Below are 21,779 nucleotides of genomic sequence, written 5' to 3' on the forward strand. Positions count from 1 at the left end.
TGACATGTGCGTGGTCACGGCCGCTGCCGACGATGAGCGGGCCGGGTGTCTCGTCGGCTTCGCCTCGCAGTGCTCCATCCGCCCGCCCCGGTTCACCGTCTGGCTGTCCAAGGTCAACCACACCTGCCGCGTCGCCCTGGCCGCGCGGCACCTCGCCGTCCACCTGCTCACCCGGGACCAGTGGGACCTCGCGGAACTCTTCGGTGGTGAGACGGGCGACGAGATCGACAAGTTCGCGCGTGTGGAGTGGAGGCAGGAGTACGGCGGCGCGGTGGTGCTGCGGGACGCGGCGGCCTGGTTCGTCGGGAGCGTCGTCGAGCGCACCGACGGTGGCGATCATGTCGGCTACGTCCTCGAACCGGTGCGCTGGGACGAGGGGCGGGGCGGACCTCTGCTGCGGCTGTCCGACGCGGCCGCCATCGACGCGGGGCATCCCCTGGACTGACGGACTGACCGGATTCGAACGCCGGGCAAGGGCTCGGAAAAGCCGTGGGTGCGGGGGAGGGGCCGGGTCTCACCATGGGCAACCCGCGGCCGACGGCCGCGTGCTCCGCCGCACCACAGAAAGCCACGCCGATGACCGGCTCCCGCATCCCGGGCCTGCTCGTGCCCGCCGTGTTCCTGCTCGCCCTGGTCGCCGGCCTGTGCTGGTACTGGCGACATCGCGACGACGACTGACCGGGCTCCGCCCCGCGTGCCGCGCGGGTGACCTGCCGATCAGCGGCCGCTGCCGCGTCCCGCCAGGGCCTCGCTGACCGCGCGGACGCTACGGGCGATGTGCTGCAGCTGCATGACCTCGGCGGCGTACAGCTTGATCGTGTGCTCGATGACCGACTCGGGCAGCCCGAGCATCGGCAGCTCGGCCCGTGCGGTCTGCAACGCGGTGCGGGCCACCCGCACTTCCTGCTGGACCTGCAGCTGCGCGTGCCGGGCGAGCAGCACGGGGTGGCGGATGAGGGCCGGATAGCTGGCGTAACGCGCCGGGATCAGCTCGCGCAGCCACTTGGCCGCCGAGCGCTCCCAGTCGTAAGAGCCCGGCGTCTTGACCTGGCAGGGCCAGTCGGGGCTGATACGCGTGCTGGTCAGGGGCATGGTCATCGCTTCCGGTGTGCGGCGTCGTGAGGGTGGTCCGACGGGTTCGGGGCGGCCCCGGCCTAGGGGATGGCCGGGGCCGCTCCGGGCGCGTCGCGCAGACGATGCGCCCCGGCACACCCCGGGCGCCGACGTGGGTAGGGGACGGCGGCTGGAGGTGTCCGTGCGGGGGCCCCGGGCATCGGGTACCGGCGCTGCGTGGAGACTTGCGTACGCATGGGCGGTCCGTCGGCTTTCTCGGGGCGGTGTGCGAGCGGTGAGTCCGCAGGTGCGGAACGTGCCTGGAGTGGGCCGGGCGCGATCCGTGAGCAGTATTTATATATGCCGTGCTGTTTGCAAGACGTATGAAAACATTCATGCGCGATTTGTCGTGGATGATCCCCGTCCACGGCATGGGTGACCGCAAGATCTTCACCGGACCCTGCCCGCGGGCGCGCGAACCGGTCGGCCGGAATCAGTCCTTCAGGAAGAACTGATGCTGGTCGGACAGCTGCTCGTACTTCTCCAGCCGGGCCTGGGTGCGCTCCGGATCGGCGTCGGTCATGGCCTGCAGCAGCGCGGCGGCCATCACGCCCGGCGCGGCGTAGGAGTCGAACACCAGCCGGGAGCCGGTGCCGGTGGCGAAGGTGATGTCGGCCTCGTCGGCCAGCGGCCCGAGCGCGAGGTCGGTCACCAGGGCGACCTTCAGACCTGCGCCGCGCGCCACCCGCACGGCCTGGAGAGTCTCCTGGGAGTGCCGGGGCATGGCGAAGGCGAGCACCCAGGTGCCGCCCGCCTCGCGGCACTGCAGCAGCGCGTCGTAGGCCACGCTGCCGCCCCGGGTGACCAGCCGCACGTCGGGGTGGATGCGGCGGGCGGCGTAGCCGAAGTACTCGGCCAGCGACACCGAGATGCGCAGCCCCAGCACCGTCAGCGGGGTGGAGCGGGACAGCTCGCGGCCGACCCGGATGATCTGGTCGGGGTCGGCGAAGTCGCGCCGCAGGTTCTCCAGGTTCGCGATCTCGCCGTCGACGGCGGCCTGGAGCTCGTTGGCCTTGTTCTCCTCGCCCGCCCCGCCGGCCAGGGTGCTCAGCGCGATCGACTGGAGTTTCTCGCGCAGCGCGGGATAGCCGCTGAAGCCGACGGCGGCGGCGAAGCGGGTGACGGAGGGCTGGCTGACCCCGACCCGGTCGGCCAGCTCGGTGATGGACAGGAACGCGGCCTCGGTGATGTGCTCGATCAGATACTGGGCGATGCGCCGCTGCCCCGGCGACAGACGGGGGCCGTCGAAGAGTTCCCGGAGCTGGGAGGTCGGAGCGGCCTCGGCCGCGGGCACGGCCTTGCCCGAGGTGATCGCTGATGCCTGTGCTCGTGCCTGCTGCGGCGAGGACACCGGCCCGCCTCCTTTGTCTGCCACAAGCACTCAACATAGCTCACCCACCGTCATGAACAGGGGGTTGAGCAGGAGGTTTCAACGCCGGTAGAGGCTGATCGACCAGCCCACCTCACCGGCGGGCCGGCTGCTGTCGACCAGCTCGGCGAGCCGTCCTCGCGCCTTCGCGAGCGCGGAGTCGGACACCGCCAGCAGCCCGTGCACCTGCCGCACCGGCACCGTACGCGGATCGCCGGCGTGGATGCCGTAGTACGACGGCACACCGCTGCCTTTGTACACCAGCCACACCCGTTCGTGGGGATACCGCTGACGGAGCCGGTCGGCGAGCCGGCCCAGGTCCTGCCCCCAGTCCACGTTGGAGTCGTGCAGCAGCCGATGGGTGTGCGCGGGGCCGCCGAAGGCCTCGTTGGAGTACGGCAGGTAGTACGGGAACGTGCGCAGCGAACTCACCGCCGTGCACAGCACCAGCGCGGCCGTCGCGACGGCCGTCCACCGCCGGCCGGGCCGCGGCACACAGGCCGCCGCCACCGCGAGGAACATCGGCACGAACAGCGCGTATCTCGTCCCGAAGTCCCGCGCTCCCGTCATGGCCGCGGCGAGCAGCATCCCGGGCGGCAGCAGCAGATACGGCGCCGCGGGGCGCAGCCGCCGCAGCGCCACGACCGCCACGGCGCCGGCCGCGCCCAGTGCCAGCAGCCCGAGCGGCGTCTTCACCAGCAGGGCGGCCGGCAGGTAGTACCAGAGCGAACCGGTGTACAGACGCCCGAACAGATAGCCCTGCCACGGGTACTCCTCCAGCCCGAACTGCACCCGCATCCCCGCCCGGTAGGCCTCGGGCACCGGCAACAGATCCACCAGCCGCCCGCGCAGCCCGTGCAGCGCCGCCACCGGTTCGGCGGGGGAGAACCGCAGTCCTGGATCGACGACCAGATACGTGGCCCAGACGACGGCGAGAGCCACCATCGCCACGCCGACCGCACCGGCGACCGCCGCTACCACCTGCCGGCGCCGACCGCCGGTCGTGCCCGCGAGGAGGGAAAACGCTTTACGCCGACGGCTGTCGGCCGGGCCCGAAAGAGCGGACAGGGCTGTGCGCGGGCCGGCGTTCGCGCCCCGCCCGACCGCCGGTGGCGCCTCCCCCCGCCGGCCCGCCACGACAACGGACACCGCCGCCAGCCCCATCAGTACCGGCACCGCCGGCAATGCGCTCATCTTGGTGGCCACGGCTGCGCCCAGTGCCGCTCCGGCCGGCGGCAGATACGCCAGCGGTCGCCGTCGTGCGCGCCACACCAGCCAGGCCGATGTCAGCACGAACCCGGCCGCCGGCACGTCCAGGCCGGCCAGTGAGCCATGGGCGATCAGGTCGGGGGAGAAGGCGTAGAGGGCGAGAGTGACCAGGCCGCCCGCCGTGCCCGTCAGTTCGCGGGCGAACGCGAAGGCGACCAGCCCGAACAGCAGGGTCAGTGCGATCACCGGCAGTCGTGCCCACAGCATCAGCCGCCAGGGGTCGTTGCCCGACTCGTACAGCAGATGCCGGCCCACGTCCCCCTGGGTGCCGGTGTACGACGGGTCGTAGTGCGGGTCGGCCACCGCCACACCCGTCGCGATCAGCAGCTTGCCGAGCGGCGGATGCTCGGGGTTGTAGCGGATCCGGTGCTCGTGCAGATAGTCGGTGGCCGTGGCGACGTACACCGGCTCGTCGATCGTCGGCGTCTGCTGGACGGCCGTCGTCACCATCGCCGCCGCCATCTGGGCCAGCAGCAACGCCACCAGAAGCGGCACCAGCCACCGGCGGTGCCTGCGCAGCCCGGCGTCAGGGCGGGACGGCTCCTCGGCGGGAGCCGTCCGGCTGAGGACCAGGTGCTGTTCGCGCGCCATCATCCGCCCCGCGGTGGCACCGGCCGAGGGGCGGCGGGGACGGTCGAGGGCCCGGTCATGGCCCTACTGTCGCACCGCTCCCGCCGTCGGCGGCGTCACCGCTGCACGAGTCGTACCGACAGACCTTCTGCCGTGTACACGGGTACGGCCCGCAGCCGGTCGGAGTTCATCTCGATCCGGGTGAACCGGCCGCGCAGCCGCGGTACGCCGATCACGGGCAGGGTGCCGCCCTCGGCCGGCGGCCGTTCGGTGTCCAGGCGCAGCGAGAGCACCGCCGCACTCCCCGGGGCGGCCAGGTGCCTCACCGTCAGCGGCGCCTTGCGGCCGGCGCGCAGCGTGACCTCCAGGGTGCCCGTGTCCTGCGCGTACGCGCCGCGCACCCGCAGCCGTTCGGAGACCCGCAGCGTGCCGTCCGTGACCCGCACGTCCCCGTGGCCGAGGGCGTCCTCGGAGCCGGCGGCCAGCGTGCCCTCGGCCGGCACCGTCCCGCCCGTGTAGCGGTTGTGGCCGGTCAGCGCCAGGGAGCCGGTGCCGCGCTTGGTCAGGCCGCCGGGCCCGTCGATGTCGTCGCGCCAGGCGCCGGCGGCCGAGAATCCGTCCGCCGCGGCGTCCAGCGCGACCGTGACGTCGGAGTCGAAGGCGCCGTAGCCGTCTGCCGCGGCGAACAGGTTCAGCCGGCCCCACTGCTCGACCCCGTCGAGGAGCACATACCCGGAGGGCAGGCCGGTGGTGCGCAGCACCTCGCGGCGCTGGTCCGCGGTCAGATACGGCAGGCGGGTCTCCAGCAGCACCTCCGCGCCCTTCGGCACGGTCAGCGGCAGCTCGCGGCCCTGCCGGGTGAGGACGTAGGTCAGCCGAGGCCGGACCGCGCGCGCATTGGCGTCCCGGTCGGCGTACGGGTCGGAGCCGGTGTGCGCGGCGGCGTACAGCGTGTCGGCGGTGGTGCCGGTCCGCGCCGTGAAGCAGGCGAGGGCCTGCGCGCGGGCGGCGGCCTTCAGTTCCGCGTTGGCCGGGTCGGCGAGGGTGGCCGCGGCGAGCGCGGTGGCCATGGTCCGGCCGCCGATGACATCGACGGTGTGGTGCATGCCCGCCACGATCCGGGTGTGGGCCAGCTCGTGCGCGCGGGTCACCAGCTCCTGGAAGCGCTCGGGTACGGCGTAGGCGTAGGCCGGCGCGGCCAGAAGGGGAAGGAGGGGGAAAGAAGTTGAACGAGGGAATATCTAGGGCCGGGGTGTGACCCGTCGAGGAGACGCCGGTGATCTTCGCCTGTTCGGCAGGTGAACGCGGGGGGCCCGGCGCACAGAATCCGACAGGGAACGCACAGCGGCGCCCTCACAGCAGCGAACGCGCCAGCGCCACCGCCCCGTCGACCGGCGGCACCCGCAGCGGCCGCGGTCGGGACGCCGGGAGCGTCTCGGCGAGGGCGGCCGCGAACGCGTCGTACAGCAGCGGCTGGGCCAGCACCGTGCCGCCCGCGACCACCACGTCGTCGGCCGCCGCGCCCCGCCCGGCCAGCAGCGCCACGAGCGCGGCCAGGGCGCGGCCCTGGGCGGCGATCACGGTACGGGCGAGCGCCGAGCCCGCCGTCGCGGCGGCGAAGACGGCCGGTGCGCGCCTGCCCCACTCGGCGGAGGGGTCCGCGGCGCTCTCCAACGCCCCGCCCAGCGCGGGCACTTCGGGTGCGCCGAACGCGTCGAGCAGGGCAGCCGCCAGTGCGTCGGGAGCCTCGCCGCGGTCATGGGCGCCCCAGCAGGCACGTACCGCCTCCCGCGCCAGCCCGGCCGCGCCGCCCTCGTCCCCGAGGAGCGCGCCCCAGCCGCCGACCTGCACGAGCGTGCCGTCGGCCCGCCGCCCCACCGCCACCGAGCCGGTGCCGGCGACCAGACCCACACCCCGGTCCAACCCGGCAGCGGCGGGTACGAGGAGTTCGGCGTCGCCCACGACCAGCGCGGGCACGTCGACGTGGGCGCGCAGGACGGTGCGTATCTCCGCGCACTGGCGCGGGGTCTCACAGGCGTGTCCGCCCACGGCCAGGGCCGACGGACGAACGCCGGCCGGCAGCGCGTCGGTGACCAGCCCGGCCAGCCAGCCGGCGGCGGCCACGGGGTCGTGCGGCCGCCAGCCGCCGCTCGTGCGGACACGGTCGGCGACGAGGGTGCCACCGGCCAGAGCTCTCAGATGCGTCTTGGTGCCGCCCACGTCGATGCCGACCAGGACGGGCGTGGACTCCTGCACGGGATCTCTCTCGCGGTGCGCGGTGCTGCGACGGTGGGCGAACCGTGCCTGGGTGAAGGGGAGTTGGAGCGGTCGGGAAGCCCCGGGACGGGCCTCGGACGGAGTACGGCAGGCGAGTACCGTGAAGTTCGTTAGGAAGTTAACTAACGAAGTAGAGTGCGTCAAGAGTCCTCGCTACCTGTGGGAGAACCGTGGAACACGACGTGGTGGCGGCGCCCTGGCTGTCCGAGAGCGCGAGCGCGGTCTTCGCCGTGCTCGCCCGGGCGGGCAGCGCGACCCGGCCCCAACTGGCGAGCCTGGCCGGACTGTCCAAACCGACGGTGTCCGCCGCCGTCGCGGAGCTGGAGAGCGCCCGGCTCGCCACCGTCTCCGGCACCGCCTCCAGCGGCACCGGCCGCACCGCCGCCGTCTACCGGCTCGGACCGGACGCCGGCGCCGTGCTCGCCGTCGACCTGGGCCCGGACCTCACCCGGGTACGGGGCTGCGCCCTCGACGGAACCCCGCTCGCCGAGGCCACCCGACCCAGGGCCGACGCGGCCGGCGCCGTACGCGGGGCCCTCCGCGCGCTGCCCGCCGGTACCCCGCTGCGCGCGATCGTCGTCGCTGTCGGCGATGTCACCGCGCGGGCGGCGGAGGGTACCGGGATGCGTCCGGCGACCGCCAAGGCGGGCCCGGTCTTCGACGCCATGGCCGTCGCGCTGCCGCCGGGAGTCCCCGTCAGGCTGGAGAACAACGTCAACTGCGCCGCCCTCGCCGAACTCCACGAGGGTGCCGCCCGGGGCCGCGACACCTTCGGCTATCTGCGCGTCGGCGTGGGCGTCGGCCTCGGCATCGTCATCGGCGGCCGGGTGCTGCGTGGCGCGAACGGCGCCGCCGGTGAGCTGGCCCGGCTGCCCTACCCCTGGGACGACGACCGGGAGCCGCGGCTGGAGGCTCTGGAGGAGTACATCGGCGCCGCATCGCTGCTGCGGCGGGCCGCCACGGCCTGGCGGGAGACGGACGGCCCCTGCCCGGCGACCGCCGAGCGGCTGTTCGCCCTCGCCGGCCGGGGCAGCGCCCCGGCCCGCACCGTCGTCGCCCGCCATGCCGCCGACGTGGGCCGGCTCGCCGCCGCCGTGGCCGCCGTACTCGACCCGGGGCTCATCGTGCTCGGCGGCAGCACCGGCGCGGACCCGCAGCTCCTGCCCGGTGTGCGGGCCGAACTGGCGCGGCTGAGCTGGCCCACCGAGGTGGTCAGCAGCACGGTCGGCGATCTCGGCACCGTCGTCGGCGCGGCGCGGCTCGCGGTCGCCCGCGGTGTCCGAACCGTGACCGAGGCCCCGCGACGGAAGGATTGACGGCCTCCGGCTCGTTCTGCCAATGTCCGGACAAGCGCTTTCTAGGCCGGTCGGGACACCGGCTTGGGGTGGCATCCGGGCCGTACACGACGTACGGCACGGCGCACGAGGGCGTGCTCGTGCGGCACCGGCCTCAAGGCGGCCGGGGATCCCACCCGTACCCAGGCGGCGCGGCCGGGCGAGGCCGCCCCCGGAAGGCGCACGTTCCCGAGCAACACACCCCTGCCGCAGCGACCGCGCACCCCCATTCGTGCCGCGGTGACCGGCCGGGGCTCCGTCACGCACCCCTCAGGGAGGACCCGGTGGGTCATCAGATCTCGCGCAGAACCCTCTTCCGCACCGCGAGCGGGCTCGCCGTCGCAGGCGCCCTCGGCCCCACGCTCACCGCCTGCGCCGGCGGCACCGGAGCGGGCAGCGACAACGGCAGCCTGACGATGACCTGGTGGGGCAGCGACGAGCGGCACGCCGCCTACAAGAAGGCGCTCGCGGCCTTCGAGAAGAACAACCCCAAGATCAAGACAGAGACCCGTTACTCGGGCTACGACGGCTACTTCGACAAGTTCAACACCCAGGTCGCCGGCGGCAGCGCCCCAGACCTGCTGCAGATGGACACCGCGCTGGTCGCCCAGTACGCCCGTAAGGGCATCCTCGCCCCGCTCGACCCGTACATCGGCAAGTCCCTCGACCTGACCGGCTTCTCGAAGACGCTGCTCGCCGCGGGCACGGTCGACGGCAAGCTGTACGGCGTCCCGTCCGGCATCGGCGTCAACCAGCTGACCGTCAACCGCAGCGGCCTGGAGAAACTCGGCCTGAAGCTCCCCGACCGCGAGTGGACCTGGAACGATCTGAAGGACATCGCCACGCAGGTCTACAAGAAGAGCGGCGGCAGGATCTACGGCGTCGACGACGGCGGCGGCTCCACCCTGCAGTGCTTCGAGATCTTCGCCCGCGAGAAGGGCTGGCCGTTCTTCTCCGACGACGGCAAGAAGCTCGGCTTCACCGGCGACATCCTCCAGGAGTGGTGGGAGTTCTGGGCCGCGATGCGCAAGGACAACGCCTCGCCGCCGCCCGCCGTCACCTCCGCCGCGCACAACGACCTCACCAAGAACGCGGTCGTCATCGGCAAGGCCCTGTTCACATTCGACTCCGGTGTCTACGGCGCCGGCGGCTCGATCACCGACGCCCAGCTGGACTTCCTGCCCACCCCGCAGGGCGGCTCCTCCGGCGCCCGCGAGGGCAACTTCGTCAACGGAGGCGTGCTGCTCAGCGCGACCAGGGCGAGCAAGAAGATCGCCGACTCGGTGAAGATCATGGACTTCTTCGCCCAGGACCCCACCGCCATCAAGGACATGCAACTGCTGCGTGGCATCCCGCCGACCCAGAAGGCCCGTTCGCTGATCTCGGCCGGGCTGAACGAGACCGACCGGCGGAACATGGCGATGGCCGACTACATCTCCCAGCGGGTCTCCAAGGCGACCAGCGCCCTGCCCGCGCCCGTGCCCCCGCCCAAGGGCGCCGATCAGATCTGGGACCTGCTGTTCCAGGCCAACCTGGCGGTCGCCTTCGGCAAGAAGACCATCAAGGCGCAGCTCAGCGAGTTCTTCGACCAGGCGCAGTCCATCCTCGCGGGCTGACCGCCCGCCCCAGCACAGTCCGGCACCGGGAGAGGGCCAGGGAGACGATGAGCATGACCACCGCCAGGACCGACGAGGCCGCTGGGGAGGCGCCGGCGGCCCCCACGCCCCCCGCTGGCCCGCGCGAGCGCGCACGTCTGCGCCGCCGTGCCGCCAGGCGGCGCGGCGGGGGATGGTGGCCGTACGTCTTCCTGGCCCCGTGGTTCGTGGGCCTGTTCGGGCTGACGATCTACCCGATGCTGGACTCGCTGTACCTGTCCTTCACGGACTTCGACCTGCTGACGCCCGCGAAGTGGATCGGTGCCCGGAACTACACGCACATGTTCTCCGACGACCCGGTGTTCTGGGACTCGGTGCACGCGACCCTGCTGTACGTCCTGGTGTCCGTCCCGCTGAAGCTGGCGCTCGCGCTCGGCGTGGCCGTCCTGCTCAACCGGCCGCTGAAGGGCATCGGCGTGTACCGGGCCGCCTTCTATCTGCCCTCGCTGCTCGGCGGCGCGGTGGCCGTCGCGATCGTCTGGCGCCAGGTCTTCGGCGGAGACGGGCTGTTCAACGACTTCCTCGGCTGGTTCGGCATCAAGGGCGAGGACTGGATATCGAGTCCGGACACCTCGATCTACACGCTCATCCTGCTCGCCGTCTGGCAGTTCGGCACGCCGATGGTCATCTTCCTGGCCGGGCTGAAGCAGCTGCCCAAGGACGTCTACGAGGCCGCCGCGATCGACGGCGCCGGAACGCTCACCCGGTTCTTCCGGATCACCCTCCCGCTGCTCACCCCGATCGTCTTCTTCAATCTGGTCCTGCAGATCATCGACGGGTTCAAGACGTTCACCCCCGCCTACGTCGTGAGCAACGGCACCGGCGGACCGCTCAATTCGACCATGCTGTACTCCCTCTACCTCTACAAGAAGGGCTTCACCGACCTCCAGATGGGCTACGCCTCGGCGCTGGCCTGGGTGCTGTTCCTGGTCATCGCGGGTTTCACGGCGGTCAATTTCGTCGCCAGCCGTTACTGGGTGCATTACGACGACTGACGCCGCCTGAACGAGAGGTTCTTCGACCATGTCCGCCATCACCCCGAGTGTTTCGCAGCTTGAGAAGCTCCGATCGCTCCGGTCACTCACCGGCCCCCGCCGTATCCTCCTGCACACCCTGCTCATCGGCGTCGCGCTCGTCATGCTCTACCCGCTGCTGTGGATGCTCAGCAGCTCACTCAAGCCGGACACCGAGATCTTCACGCACCCCGGCCTGATCCCGGACAAGCTGCATCCGCAGAACTACTCCGAGGGCTGGAGCGGCAGCGGCAACTCCTTCTCGCTCTACATCACCAACTCGCTGATCGTCACGATCGGCGCGGTGATCGGAAACGTCATCTCCTGCTCGCTGGCCGCCTACGCCTTCGCGCGCTTCGAGTTCCGCGGCAAGAAGATCTGGTTCGGCCTGATGCTCGGCACGATCATGCTGCCGGTGCAGGCCGTGCTGATCCCGCAGTACACGATCTTCTACAACCTGACCTGGATCAACACCTTCCTGCCGCTGATCGTGCCGAAGTTCCTGGCCACGGACGCCTTCTTCATCTTCCTGATGGTGCAGTTCATCCGCTCCATCCCGCGCGAGCTGGACCACGCCGCGATGATGGACGGCGCGAACCCCCTCCAGATCTACTGGAAGATCATCCTGCCCCTGATGAAGCCGGCCCTGGTCACCACCACGATCTTCACCTTCGTCTGGACGTACGACGACTTCCTCCACCAGCTCGTCTACCTCCAGCAGAACGCCCGCTTCACCGTCCCCCTCGGCCTCACCCTCTTCCTGGACAAGACCAGCGGTTCCTCCTACGGCGCGATGTTCGCCATGTCGACACTCGCCCTCGCCCCGACGCTCATCTGCTTCCTCGTCTTCCAGAAGAGACTGGTGGAAGGCCTGGCGACCACCGGAATGAAGGGCTGACCAGCGTGCATCTGCCCTACCAGCGCGGCCCGCTGCACGACCTGCCGGACACCCCGCAGGCGTACGACGCCGTCCTCGCCGCCGTCACCGAGCAGGCCCTCGCCCGCATGACCCCCGAGGGCAGCCTCGAACACCCCGACGCCCACGACGACATCGGCGACACCTCCCTCGGCATCACCTCCCTGCTGGCCCTCGCCTGGCAGCGCGGCAAGGACCCCCGGCTCCCGGAGGCGGTCCGCCGCAGCCTCGCCTTCCACCTGCGCGAGCGCGTGTACACCGAGGACAACCCCGGCTACCCGAACCTCAAGGCCGTCAACTCGTGGCTTCCGTACGCCCGTTACGTACTCGCCGCAGGCGCCCACCCGATCGGCGACTGGCCCAGCACGGTCTGGGCGCTGCTTCAGGCGGTCAACGTCCTCGACGCGGCCGACGGCCTCCTCGACGGCGAACAGCGCACGGAACTACGACAGCTGGCGCACGGCTACTGGCGCCGGCTCACCGAGGTCACCTTCTTCAACCCGCAGGAGGCGGGCAACCAGGCCATCGGCTGTGTGGTCGGAGGCCTGATGCTCGCCCGCCACCTGCCCGCAGACCAGGGCGAGCCGGTCCGCTCCCGCGCCCTCGCCCTGTACACCGACGCGATCCGCGCCCACCGGGTCCGCGACCGGGGCGCCCTGCTGCCGCCCGAGCACGGCGGCGCCTACGACAACAACTACGGCCCGATCTCCCTGTCCTTCCTGGCCCAGGCCCACCGGGTCAGCGGCGAGGAGATCTTCGCCCAGGACGGCGACACCCTCGCCCGCTACATCGACGCCCGCCTGACCTCCGGCGGCTACGACAACGGCGGCCCCCGCTACAGCGAACAGCACTCCGGCTTCGAATCCGTCCTGGGCCTGCGCTACTTCAGCGCCCGCATCGGCTCCGACCTCGGCCGCTACCGGGGCGACACCCGCTGGGGCCGGCACGCCGTCCAGCGGGACGGCCGGATCGACGGGCACTTCGCCTTCATGCTGGTCTGGCAGATCCAGGACACCACCCGCTGGCACCGCACCCCGTCGACCCGGCCCACCCGCCACCACCTGCGCTCCGGCACGGTCTCGGTGGCCTTCGACAACCGGATGACTCCCTCCCTGATCGAGGCCGGCGGCACCTACTACCTGCCCGCCGCCGTGCGCCGCCAGCATGGATTCGGCCCGGTCGCCGACGGCTTCCTGCTGTGCCGCCCGATGGGAGAGGTCCGGGTCGCGGACGCCCGCGCCGACGGGCTCGCGGCGAAGCTGGTGACCAAGCCGGTCGTCGGCCGCGACCATGTCCTGCGCCATGTGCGCTCGCTGTACGTCACCGACGGCACGAGCCTGTGGATGACGGTCGCCGTGGAGCGGCTCGACGGGGCGCCGTACCTGCTGTCCGGAATGCCGTACGCGGCCGACGACGGCGACCGGGTGCGCCGCAGTGCCGAGGGCGAGGTCACCGCGGCGGGCGGCCTGCGCCTCACCCACCCCACGGACACCGGCCCCGACCACTTCGACGCCCGTGCCGAACTCACCCAGGAACAGGCCGCGTTCACCCTCGCCGCCGACCCGCGCGGCTACGGCAACCCCGACGAGGGCTGGCGCCACCTCATCTCCTCCAGCGCCCTGGAGGCCGGCCCGGCACCGGGCGCCCCGGACGGGCTGCAGGTGTTCGCCGTACGGTACGGGCCCGGCGGCGACTTCGCGCCCACTTTCGACCACGACGAACGGGGTCTGACGGTACGCACCGAGGCGTTCACGGCAGTGGTCGGCGATCCCGTGGGCGATGCCCGCGGCGAACCCCGGCTGACGCTGAGCGCCTGAGCGCCGGGCCTCAGACGGGCAGGCCGAGCAGCCCCCAGCCGCGCTGCTCGGCCGCACGCACCACCACGGCCCACTCCCGCAGCAGCACCGCGAACTCGTCGAAGTTCTCGATCCACCGGCCGGGCGCGGCGGCGTGCGTGCCGTACTCCTCGCGCAGGCCGTGCAGCAGGGGCTCGGCATCGGACCAGCGGGCGGCCAGCGCGGACACGGTCGCGGGCGGGCAGACGAGCAGCAGCCTCGGCCGCCAGGGCGCCGGATCCGCCGGGAACAGGCCGGGGTCCAAAGCGTCGTCGTCCTCGTCCGTGCCGTCGTACCACATCCCCAGGCCGCCGAGAAAGGCGTCCAGCGCCCGCGTGAGCGCCGGATGGGCGAACTGCCGTACGTCGTCCCAGGATTCACCGGCCCAGAAGTGCGGCTTGTACGAGCCGGTGGTGCCGTGGAACTCGTACCGGCCGGCCCAGGGCACCTCCGGCGAGGCCGGCCACACCCAGCCCGATTCGGGCTCCGCGTCCCAGTCGGTGTCGGGGCACGCCGCCTCGTACAGCACACCCTCCCGCTCGGCCGGCGCTGTCCGCTCCAGCCGCTCCCAGTCGAGCGCGAGCACGGTGATGTCCAACCCCATGAGAACGCAGGCTAGCCGGAAGACACGACCAGGTCCGCGCGCCCCCGGGTCGTCGCGATCAGGTCGGCGTTGCGCTGGTCCGTGCTCAGGACCCAGGCCACGGCGGTGTCGTGGTCCTTGCCGAACTCCTCGTGGCGGGCGATCAGCCGGCGGACGCGCTCGTCGTCGTCCGTCTCGCAGAACCAGACTTCGTCGAGGAACGGCCGTACCCGGGCCCACGAACCCTCCGTCAGCAGGAGGTAGTTGCCCTCGGTGACCACGAGCCGGGCAGTCGGTGGTACCGGGATCGCGCCGGCGAGGGGCTGCTCCAGGACCCGCTCGAAGCCGGGGGCGTAGACCACGTCGTCGGTGTCCTCGTGCAGCCGCCGCAGCAGCGCCGCGTACCCGGCCGGGTCGAAGGTGTCCGGCGCGCCCTTGCGGTCACGGCGGCCGAGCCGGTCCAGTTCGACGTCGGCGAGGTGGAAGCCGTCCATGGGAACGTGCGCCGCCCAGGGCGGCCCGTCGGCGTTCAGCGCCCGCACCAGCTGCTCGGCGAGCGTCGTCTTGCCCGCACCGGGGCTGCCCGCGATCCCGAGCACGGCCCGCCGGCCGTCCCGGACCAGGCCACGGGCACGAGAGAGGAGGTCGTCGAAGGTCAGCGGCACACGGCACAGTGTGGCACCGAAACCTTTGCCGAGAAGTAGGCCCGCTGTGACGTGCGCCACTCACTGGAGTGAGACTCATGGGGAAGAGTGCCGGTATGACTCAGCTCGGTCTTCCCGACGGAATCCAGGCCTGTCTGTTCGACCTCGACGGGGTCGTCACCAAGACGGCCGTCGTGCACGCGGCCGCCTGGAAGGAGACGTTCGACGCGTTCCTGCGGGACTACGAGGGGGAACAGGGGCGGCCGTTCGACGCGGTCGCCGAGTACGACGAGTACGTCGACGGCCGCCCCCGCACCGACGGCGTCCGCGCCTTCCTCGACTCGCGCGGCATCCAGCTGCCCGAGGGCACCCCCGAGGACCCACCTCAGGCCCGCACCGTGCACGGCCTCGGCAACCGCAAGAACGCCCTGCTCCTGGAGCGGATCCGCACCGGCGGCGTGGAGGCCTACGAGGGCACCCTGCGCTATCTGGAGGCCGTCCGCGCCGAGGGACTGCGCACCGCGATCGTCTCCTCCAGCGCCAACTGCCAGGACGTGCTGCGCTCCGTCGGCGCCGAGCACTTCTTCGACGTACGCATCGACGGCGTGGTCGCCGCCGAACGGCGGCTGCCGGGCAAGCCGCACCCCGACACCTTCCTCGCCGCCGCCCACGACCTGGGCGTCGAGCCGGCACGGGCCGCCGTCTTCGAGGACGCGCTGGCCGGCATGGAGGCGGGCCGCGCCGGCGGCTTCGGATACGTGGTCGGGGTGGACCGCGTGGGACAGACCGAGGCGCTGTACGCGCACGGCGCGACCGTTGTCGTGAAGGACCTCGCCGAGCTGGGAGGCAAGCGGTGATCACCGACCGGTCGTACAGCGTGGAGCCGTGGGCCGTACGGGAGACCGCCCTCGATCTCGGCGTACTCGCTCAGAGCGAGTCGGTGTTCGCGCTGGCCAACGGGCACATCGGCTGGCGCGGCAACCTCGACGAGGGCGAACCGCACGGCCTGCCCGGCAGCTACCTCAACGGCGTGCACGAGGTGCACCCGCTGCCGTACGCGGAGGCGGGCTACGGCTACCCGGAGTCGGGCCAGACGGTCATCAACGTCACCAACGGCAAGGTGCTCCGGCTGCTGGTGGACGACGAGCCGTTCGACCTGCGCTACGGCCGGCTCGTCGCCCATGAGCGGGTCCTGGATCTGCGTCGCGGGGTGCTGGAGCGGACCTGCGAGTGGACCTCCCCGGCGGGCTCCACGGTCCGCGTGCGCTCGACCCGGCTGGTGTCGCTGACCCAGCGCGCGGTGGCCGCGGTGGCGTACGAGGTGGAGGCCGTCGGCGGCCGCAGCCGGGTGGTGATCCAGTCCGAGCTGGTCGCCAACGAGACCCTGCCGGAGTCGAACGGCGACCCGCGCACGGCCATGGCGCTGCAGTCACCGCTGGAGCAGGAGGACCACTTCGTCTCCGGCAGCCGGCTGCGGCTGGTGCACCGCACCCGGCGCAGCGGCCTCAGGGTGGCCGTGGCCGCCGACCACGTCGTCAGCGGACCCGAGCGCACCACCACGCGCAGCGAGAGCGGCGGCGACGTGGCCCGGCTCACCGTCACCTCCGTGCTGGAGCCCGGGCAGACGCTGCGGGTGGAGAAGCTGGTCGCGCACGGCTGGTCCGGCACCCGCTCGCTGCCCGCGATGGCCGACCAGGTCGACGCCGCGCTCGCCGCCGCCGCGCACGACGGCTGGCAGGGCCTGCTGGCCGAACAGCGGGCCTGCCTGGACGACTTCTGGGCCCGCGCGGACGTCGAGGTGGAGGGCGACGAGGAGGTCCAGCAGGCGGTCCGCTTCGCCCTGTTCCACGTGCTGCAGGCCGGCAGTCGCGCCGAGCAGCGCGCCATCCCCGCCAAGGGCCTGACCGGCTCCGGCTACGACGGGCACGCCTTCTGGGACACCGAGATGTTCGTGCTGCCCGTGCTCACCCACACCGCCCCCGCGGCCGTCGCCGAGGCGCTGCGCTGGCGGTACAACACGCTGGACGAGGCCCGGGAGCGCGCGGCCCAACTGGGGCTCGGCGGCGCCGCGTTCCCCTGGCGGACCATCGCCGGGCCGGAGGGCTCGGCGTACTGGCCGGCCGGCACCGCCGCCTTCCATGTCAACGCCGGCATAGCCGACGCCGTGATCCGGTACGTCGAGGCCACCGCGGACACCGTGTTCGAACGCGAGGCCGGCGTGGAACTGCTGGTGGAGACGGCCAGGTTGTGGCGCTCGCTGGGCCACCACGACTCCCGCGGCGTCTTCCACATCGACGGCGTCACCGGACCCGACGAGTACAGCGCGGTCGCCGACGACAACACGTACACCAACCTCATGGCCCGGCAGAACCTGCTCGCCGCGGCCGACGCCGTCGAACGCCATCCACGCGAGGCGGCCCGGCTCGGTGTCGACGAGGAGGAGAGCGCGGCCTGGCGGGACGCCGCCGAGGCCATGCACATCCCCTACAACGCCGAACTCGGCGTCCACGAGCAGCATGCCGGGTTCACCCGCTACCAGCGCTGGGACTTCGCCGCCACCCGCGCCGACCAGTACCCCCTGCTCCTGCACTTCCCCTACTTCGACCTCTACCGCAAGCAGGTGATCAAGCAGGCCGACCTGGTGCTGGCCATGTACACCTGCGGCGACTTCTTCACCACGGGACACGCCGAGGAGGACGAGGACCAGGTCGCCCGGAACTTCGCCTACTACGAGCCGCTGACCGTCCGGGACTCCTCCCTGTCGGCCTGTTGCCAGGCCGTCATCGCCGCCCAGGCGGGCCATCCGGACCTCGCCTACGCCTACACCACCGAGGCGGCCCTGATGGATCTGCAGGACCTGGAGCACAACACCCGAGACGGGCTGCACATCGCCTCGCTGGCCGGTACGTGGATGGCGCTCGTGGCGGGCTTCGGCGGGATGCGCCGCGACGGCGAGCGCCTGCGGTTCGCGCCACGTCTGCCCGACCGGCTGAGCCGGCTCGCCTTCAATGTGGAGTTCCGCGGCCGGCGGCTGCGTGTGGACATCGGCGCGGACAAGGCGACGTACGCGCTGCTGGACGGGCCGCCGCTGACCCTGCGTCATCATGGTGAGCCGCTGACGGTGAGCACCGAGGAGCCGGCCGTACGGGCCGTACCGCCGGTTGTCCGCCGCCCCGCCCCTCAACAGCCGCTGCATCGGGGGCCGAGCGCTCCGCTGTAGGTGCCGGGAATCGCCGCCGGTTGTCAGCGGCGCCGTCGTCGGCTGCTCAGTTCAGTGCGCCGGACAGCTGTCGCAGCAGGTCGCTCGTGGCGTCTGCGGCGAGCAGTGCGGGCAGGGTGCCGAGGAGCAGGACGGCCGCAGCGGCCGGCCACAGCTGGGGCGGCGGGCTCGTCTGCAGGGCCGCGATCCGCCGGGTCACGGCCCGGTCGGTGAAGTGCAGGGCGCAGGCGGCACGGTCCCGGCCGGCGGTGAGCGCGGCGCGGGCCAGCGCCCGGGCGGTGGTGTGCCGGTCGCCGACCGTGGCCGCCGCCTGCTCGTCGGCCCACCGCTCCACGAGGAAGCCGACGGCCGCACGCACCGGTCCGAGCATCGGGTCGGCCGCCGCCGCGAGCGTCGCCGCGGTGACCAGCGGCCCGTGCCGGTGGGTGAGATGGGCGCGCTCGTGCGCGAGGAGCACCCGCCGCTCGGCGGGATCGAGGGCGCTCAGCATCGCCGAGGTGACCAGGATGCGGCCCGGCCGGCCCGGGATCGTGAACGCCTGCGGCACCTCGGAGGCCGCGACGATCAGCTCGCTGTCCGCCGGGTGCCCCGCGCACAGCCGGCGCAGGGTCCGCCGGGTGCCCCGCTCCGCGCGTACGGCCCGGTACACCCGCAGGGCGATCACCATCAGCGCCAGGCAGGCCGCGAGGCCGATCGCCTCGGGTACCGGATCGGTGACCGTGCGCCCGTCCTCACGGGCCTCGTGGATCACCGGCGGCGCGTCCCCGAGCAGCGCGGTGGCCAGCAGGAGCAACGACCAGGTGGTGGCCGCGGCCGTCAGTACGGCCGCGGAGGTCAGGACGCGCACGGCGAGGGCCGGAGCGACCCGCCGGGCGATCACCGGCCCGACCGCCGACAGCAGCAGGGAGAGCACCAGCGGGCTGTACACGTCGAACCTCATGCTCCGCCTTCGGCGAGCAGTTCGCGCAGCGCCCGCTCCTCCTCGGGGCGCAGCCCGGTCACGAACTGCTGGAGCGCGGCGATCGGGTCCGGTCCCCGGTCCAGGGCTTCGTGCATCGCCTCGGCCGTCAGCTCGGCCGCGTTCTTCGCCGGCCGGTACGCACCGCGCCGTCCATCGGCGTCGCGCAGCACCAGACCCTTGTCGTAGAGGCGTTTGAGGATGGTGTGCACCGTGTTGTAGGCGAGTCCGCCGTCGATCTCGGCCTGGATCTCCGCCGGGGTCAGCGGCCGCTCGGTCGCCCAGAGCGCGGCCAGCACCTCGCTCTCCAGCTCACCGGCGCTGCGCCGCTCCGCCCTCCCGCGGGACCCTGTGCCAGCCATGCCCCAACCTTACAGCGCGTAGTGCCATGGGCCGGATGGCCCCGTCCGCCCGGCGGAAGGCAGGGATCAGGGGTACTTTGTCGGTGTTTTCCCCGGCTCCCGTCCTGGACCCTACAGGTTGTAGGGTGGCAAGGGTTCCGGCACGCCGCGGGGGCAGAGGGGTGATGATGGCCGGCAGCGCGTACGCCACACTCGCCGGAATCCGGCGCTCGCGCGTTCTCCGCACGTCCGGCGGCACCCGGCCGGTGCGTACCACCGCCCCGCTCGCGGCCGTGGCCGCGGCCTTCACCCTGGCCCAACTGCTCTTCGTCCGGCCCGGCATGGGCCTCGGCTGGGACGAGACGGTGTACGTCAGCCAGGTCAGCGCCCACGCCCCCGCCGCCTTCTTCAGCGCACCCCGTGCGCGCGGCATCTCCCTGCTCGTCGCACCCGTCGCCAGCTGGTCGTCCTCCACCGCACTGCTGCGGATCCACCTCGCGGCCCTGTCCGGCCTCGCCCTGTTCCTGGCCCTGCGCGCCTGGCGCGGACTGTTCCCGGCCCGCGTCCTCGCCCTCGCCGGCGCCCTGTTCGCCTCCCTCTGGGTGACCTTGTTCTACGGCCCGCAGGCCATGCCCAACTACTGGGTCGCGGTGGGCGCCCTGGCCGCCGTCGCCTGCTTCCTCCGGGCCCACGGCAGCCCAGGGCGTTCGGCCTGCTGGGGCCTGGCGGCGAGTGCCGCGCTCATGGCGTGGATGCGGCCCACGGACGCCGTCTGGGCCGTGCTGCCGCTCCTCGCCCTCGGTCTCGCCCGCCGCCACTGGCGGGCCCTCGCGGTGCTGATCGCCGGGCTCGCGGCCGGCGCCGCCGAGTGGGTCATCGAGGCCTACGTCCGCTACGGCGGCCTGATCAACCGCCTGTCCGAGGGCTCGGCGATCCAGGGCGGCCTCGGCTGGCACATCGCCGTCACCGACCAGTTGCGCAGCCTCGGCGGCGAGACCCTGTGCCGACCGTGCACCGGCCCCGTGCCCCCTTCGGCGGTCAGCGTCTGGTGGTTCGTGCTGCCCGTGCTCGCCGCGGTCGGGCTCGTCGTCGCGGTCCGCACCCGGCGCCCGGCGGCCACGGCGCTCCCGCTCGCCTGCGCGGTGAGCGCGGCCTTCCCGTATCTGTTCCTCATCGGCTATGCGGCCCCCCGCTTCCTGCTGCCGGCCTACGCCCTGCTCGCGCTCCCGGTCGCCGACGCGCTCCGGCACCTCTTCACCGTCGCGCGCCCGCCCCGGCGTCCGTTCGTCGCGACCCTGCTCTGCCTCGGGCTCGCCGCCCATCTCGCGGTACAACTCGCCGTACTCGTGCACACGGTGGACAGAACCACCGCGGCCCACCGCGGCTGGTCCCGCACGGCCTCCGCCCTGCACCGGCTCGGTGTCCGCCCGCCCTGTCTGCTCACCGCGGGCGACGCCATCCCGATCGCGTTCTACGCGGGCTGCGCCTCGGCCGCGACCGACGGGCCCGATGCCAACAGCACCGCGGACCGCATCGCCGGCACCGCCCGCCGTACGCCGGTCGCCGCGCTGGTCCCCGCGGGCTCCCGGCCGCCGTCGTACGCCCGTGCCTGGCCGTCGGCGCTCCTCGACGGACAGCGGCTGTACTACTCCGTGCCCGGGAGCGGCCGATGACGCCCCAGGGCACGGAACTCGCCGCATCCTCCGTCCGGCGCCGCGCCTACTGGCACGCCGGCGTCCTGCTCGCCGTCCTCCTCGGCGGGCTGTACGTGGCCCGGCGGCACTGGCCCGCCGTCGAGAGCGGCGCCGGACGGCTGGCCGACGCGGACCAGGGCTGGCTGCTGCTCGGCGCGACGGCGGCCCTCGGCACCTGGGCCGCGTCGGCGCTGGCCCAGCAGGGCGCGGTCGTCCGAAGGCTGCCCGGACCCCGGCTCGTCGCCGCCCAGTTCGCCGCCTCCGCCGCGGGCCATCTGCTGCCCGCCGGGCTCGGCGCCGGCGCGGTGAACCTGCGGTTCCTGATGCGCTGCGGACTGCCCGCGGGCCGCTCCGCCAGCGCCGTCGCCGTCAAGGCCACCGCCGGCGCCGCCGTCCGACTGGCACTGATCGCGCTGCTCGCCCCGGCCTGCCCGGGCGTACTGCGCCTGCCGCAGCGCACCCCGGCGGCCCTCGCCGTCGCCCTGACCGCCCTGGCCCTGCTCGGAACCCTGCCGTTGACCCCCTGGTGGGCGCGCTGCCGTCAGGCCCTCTCGGCCGTCCTGGCCGACATCCGCGCCCTGCACGACCGCCCCGCGCGGGCGGCGGCGCTGTGGGGCGGCTCCCTCGCCTTCGCCGTGCTGCATTCCCTGGTCCTGATCTCCGTCACCCGGGCCGTGGCCCTGCCGCTGCCCCCGCTCCAGGTGGCCCTGCTGTACCTCGCAGCCAGCGGCGCCGCCGCCCTGCTGCCCACGCCGGGCGGCCTCGGTTCCCTGGACGCGGCGCTCGCCCTCGGCCTCACCGTCTCCGGCGCTCCCGGCGCGGCCGCCGCCTCCGCAGTGCTCGGCTACCGGCTGCTGACCGTGTGGCTGCCGCTGCTCCCGGGCCTGCTGGTGCTCGGGGTGCTGGTGCGGCGCAAGGCCCTGTGAGAGACGGGGAGTTTCCCGCGCCCCCACCGCAGGTAGGAGTCGGGTGACCTGTGCCGTCGATG

18 protein-coding genes and 1 pseudogene are annotated in these 21,779 nt (G+C 72.9%); 10 read left to right on the forward strand and 9 right to left on the reverse strand.

The genetic code is table 11. From position 1 onward, the window contains the following. The first annotated feature begins 4 nt into the window (after nucleotides 1–4). Nucleotides 5–445 (forward strand): flavin reductase family protein, encoded by a 441-nt coding sequence (locus AV521_RS02595; RefSeq protein WP_256725423.1) that lies wholly within the window; start codon nucleotides 5–7, stop codon nucleotides 443–445. Nucleotides 446–717: 272 nt separating this feature from the next. Here the strand turns inward: AV521_RS02595 and AV521_RS02600 are convergent, their stop codons facing one another. The 5 genes and pseudogenes from AV521_RS02600 to AV521_RS02620 all read right to left on the reverse strand — a co-directional run bounded on the left by AV521_RS02600 (nucleotide 718) and on the right by AV521_RS02620 (nucleotide 6,577). Then, nucleotides 718–1,098: a hypothetical protein gene (locus AV521_RS02600; RefSeq protein ID WP_023544801.1), complete on the reverse strand. Its 381-nt coding sequence runs from the start codon at nucleotides 1,096–1,098 to the stop codon at nucleotides 718–720. A gap of 448 nt (nucleotides 1,099–1,546) precedes the next feature. Beyond that, on the reverse strand, nucleotides 1,547–2,464 hold the full coding sequence (locus AV521_RS02605; protein WP_076082678.1) for a MurR/RpiR family transcriptional regulator: 918 nt from the start codon (nucleotides 2,462–2,464) through the stop codon (nucleotides 1,547–1,549). Between the two features lie 78 nt (nucleotides 2,465–2,542). Then, nucleotides 2,543–4,345: a phospholipid carrier-dependent glycosyltransferase gene (locus tag AV521_RS02610; RefSeq protein WP_076082680.1), complete on the reverse strand. Its 1,803-nt coding sequence runs from the start codon at nucleotides 4,343–4,345 to the stop codon at nucleotides 2,543–2,545. A 92-nt stretch (nucleotides 4,346–4,437) separates the two neighbouring features. After that, nucleotides 4,438–5,523: pseudogene (locus AV521_RS02615) on the reverse strand (autotransporter-associated beta strand repeat-containing protein); the annotation flags it as partial. A 151-nt stretch (nucleotides 5,524–5,674) separates the two neighbouring features. Next, on the reverse strand, nucleotides 5,675–6,577 hold the full coding sequence (locus AV521_RS02620; protein WP_076082682.1) for a BadF/BadG/BcrA/BcrD ATPase family protein: 903 nt from the start codon (nucleotides 6,575–6,577) through the stop codon (nucleotides 5,675–5,677). Between the two features lie 191 nt (nucleotides 6,578–6,768). On the opposite strand from AV521_RS02620, the gene AV521_RS02625 reads away from it, so the two are divergent. From AV521_RS02625 to AV521_RS02645, 5 genes are all read left to right on the forward strand, one after another. After that, entirely contained in the window at nucleotides 6,769–7,914 is a 1,146-nt protein-coding gene (locus AV521_RS02625) for an ROK family transcriptional regulator (RefSeq protein WP_076082684.1), read from the forward strand. 302 nt (nucleotides 7,915–8,216) lie between these two features. Next, complete coding sequence (locus tag AV521_RS02630) at nucleotides 8,217–9,548, forward strand: ABC transporter substrate-binding protein (RefSeq protein WP_076082686.1); 1,332 nt, start codon at nucleotides 8,217–8,219, stop codon at nucleotides 9,546–9,548. Between the two features lie 53 nt (nucleotides 9,549–9,601). After that, nucleotides 9,602–10,582, forward strand: a complete 981-nt coding sequence (locus tag AV521_RS02635) for a carbohydrate ABC transporter permease (protein WP_076082688.1) — start codon at nucleotides 9,602–9,604, stop codon at nucleotides 10,580–10,582. Between the two features lie 28 nt (nucleotides 10,583–10,610). Beyond that, the gene (locus AV521_RS02640) at nucleotides 10,611–11,498 is read left to right on the forward strand and encodes a carbohydrate ABC transporter permease (RefSeq protein ID WP_076082690.1); all 888 of its coding nucleotides are present in this window, start codon (nucleotides 10,611–10,613) and stop codon (nucleotides 11,496–11,498) included. 5 nt (nucleotides 11,499–11,503) lie between these two features. Further along, a complete protein-coding gene (locus AV521_RS02645; RefSeq protein WP_076082692.1) occupies nucleotides 11,504–13,333 on the forward strand; it encodes a hypothetical protein in 1,830 nt (609 codons plus the stop codon). 10 nt (nucleotides 13,334–13,343) lie between these two features. Here AV521_RS02645 and AV521_RS02650 read toward each other — a convergent pair whose 3' ends face one another. Both AV521_RS02650 and AV521_RS02655 read right to left on the reverse strand, forming a co-directional pair. Continuing rightward, the gene (locus AV521_RS02650; protein ID WP_076082695.1) at nucleotides 13,344–13,955 is read right to left on the reverse strand and encodes a hypothetical protein; all 612 of its coding nucleotides are present in this window, start codon (nucleotides 13,953–13,955) and stop codon (nucleotides 13,344–13,346) included. 11 nt (nucleotides 13,956–13,966) lie between these two features. Continuing rightward, nucleotides 13,967–14,599 (reverse strand): nucleoside/nucleotide kinase family protein, encoded by a 633-nt coding sequence (locus AV521_RS02655; RefSeq protein ID WP_076083479.1) that lies wholly within the window; start codon nucleotides 14,597–14,599, stop codon nucleotides 13,967–13,969. A 95-nt stretch (nucleotides 14,600–14,694) separates the two neighbouring features. On the opposite strand from AV521_RS02655, the gene AV521_RS02660 reads away from it, so the two are divergent. Continuing rightward, nucleotides 14,695–15,435 (forward strand): HAD family phosphatase, encoded by a 741-nt coding sequence (locus AV521_RS02660; RefSeq protein WP_076082698.1) that lies wholly within the window; start codon nucleotides 14,695–14,697, stop codon nucleotides 15,433–15,435. After that, the gene (locus AV521_RS02665) at nucleotides 15,432–17,798 is read left to right on the forward strand and encodes a glycoside hydrolase family 65 protein (RefSeq protein ID WP_076082701.1); all 2,367 of its coding nucleotides are present in this window, start codon (nucleotides 15,432–15,434) and stop codon (nucleotides 17,796–17,798) included. The genes AV521_RS02660 and AV521_RS02665 overlap by 4 nt, the downstream gene beginning before the upstream one ends. Before the next feature lie 46 nt (nucleotides 17,799–17,844). Here the strand turns inward: AV521_RS02665 and AV521_RS02670 are convergent, their stop codons facing one another. Together AV521_RS02670 and AV521_RS02675 are read right to left on the reverse strand one after the other, a co-directional pair. Next, nucleotides 17,845–18,738: a M48 family metalloprotease gene (locus tag AV521_RS02670; protein ID WP_076082704.1), complete on the reverse strand. Its 894-nt coding sequence runs from the start codon at nucleotides 18,736–18,738 to the stop codon at nucleotides 17,845–17,847. Next, on the reverse strand, nucleotides 18,735–19,118 hold the full coding sequence (locus AV521_RS02675) for a BlaI/MecI/CopY family transcriptional regulator (protein ID WP_076082706.1): 384 nt from the start codon (nucleotides 19,116–19,118) through the stop codon (nucleotides 18,735–18,737). Before AV521_RS02675 ends, AV521_RS02670 begins: the two co-directional genes overlap by 4 nt. A 167-nt stretch (nucleotides 19,119–19,285) precedes the next feature. On the opposite strand from AV521_RS02675, the gene AV521_RS02680 reads away from it, so the two are divergent. Together AV521_RS02680 and AV521_RS02685 are read left to right on the forward strand one after the other, a co-directional pair. Further along, nucleotides 19,286–20,770 carry a hypothetical protein gene (locus AV521_RS02680; RefSeq protein ID WP_076083481.1) on the forward strand — a complete coding sequence of 495 codons (1,485 nt, stop codon included), beginning with the start codon at nucleotides 19,286–19,288 and terminating at the stop codon, nucleotides 20,768–20,770. Then, nucleotides 20,767–21,717: a lysylphosphatidylglycerol synthase domain-containing protein gene (locus AV521_RS02685; RefSeq protein WP_076082709.1), complete on the forward strand. Its 951-nt coding sequence runs from the start codon at nucleotides 20,767–20,769 to the stop codon at nucleotides 21,715–21,717. Before AV521_RS02680 ends, AV521_RS02685 begins: the two co-directional genes overlap by 4 nt. The last annotated feature ends 62 nt before the right edge of the window (nucleotides 21,718–21,779 follow it).

Origin of the sequence: Streptomyces sp. IMTB 2501 (assembly GCF_001953885.1) — a bacterium.
Classification (GTDB): Bacteria; Actinomycetota; Actinomycetes; order Streptomycetales; family Streptomycetaceae; genus Streptomyces.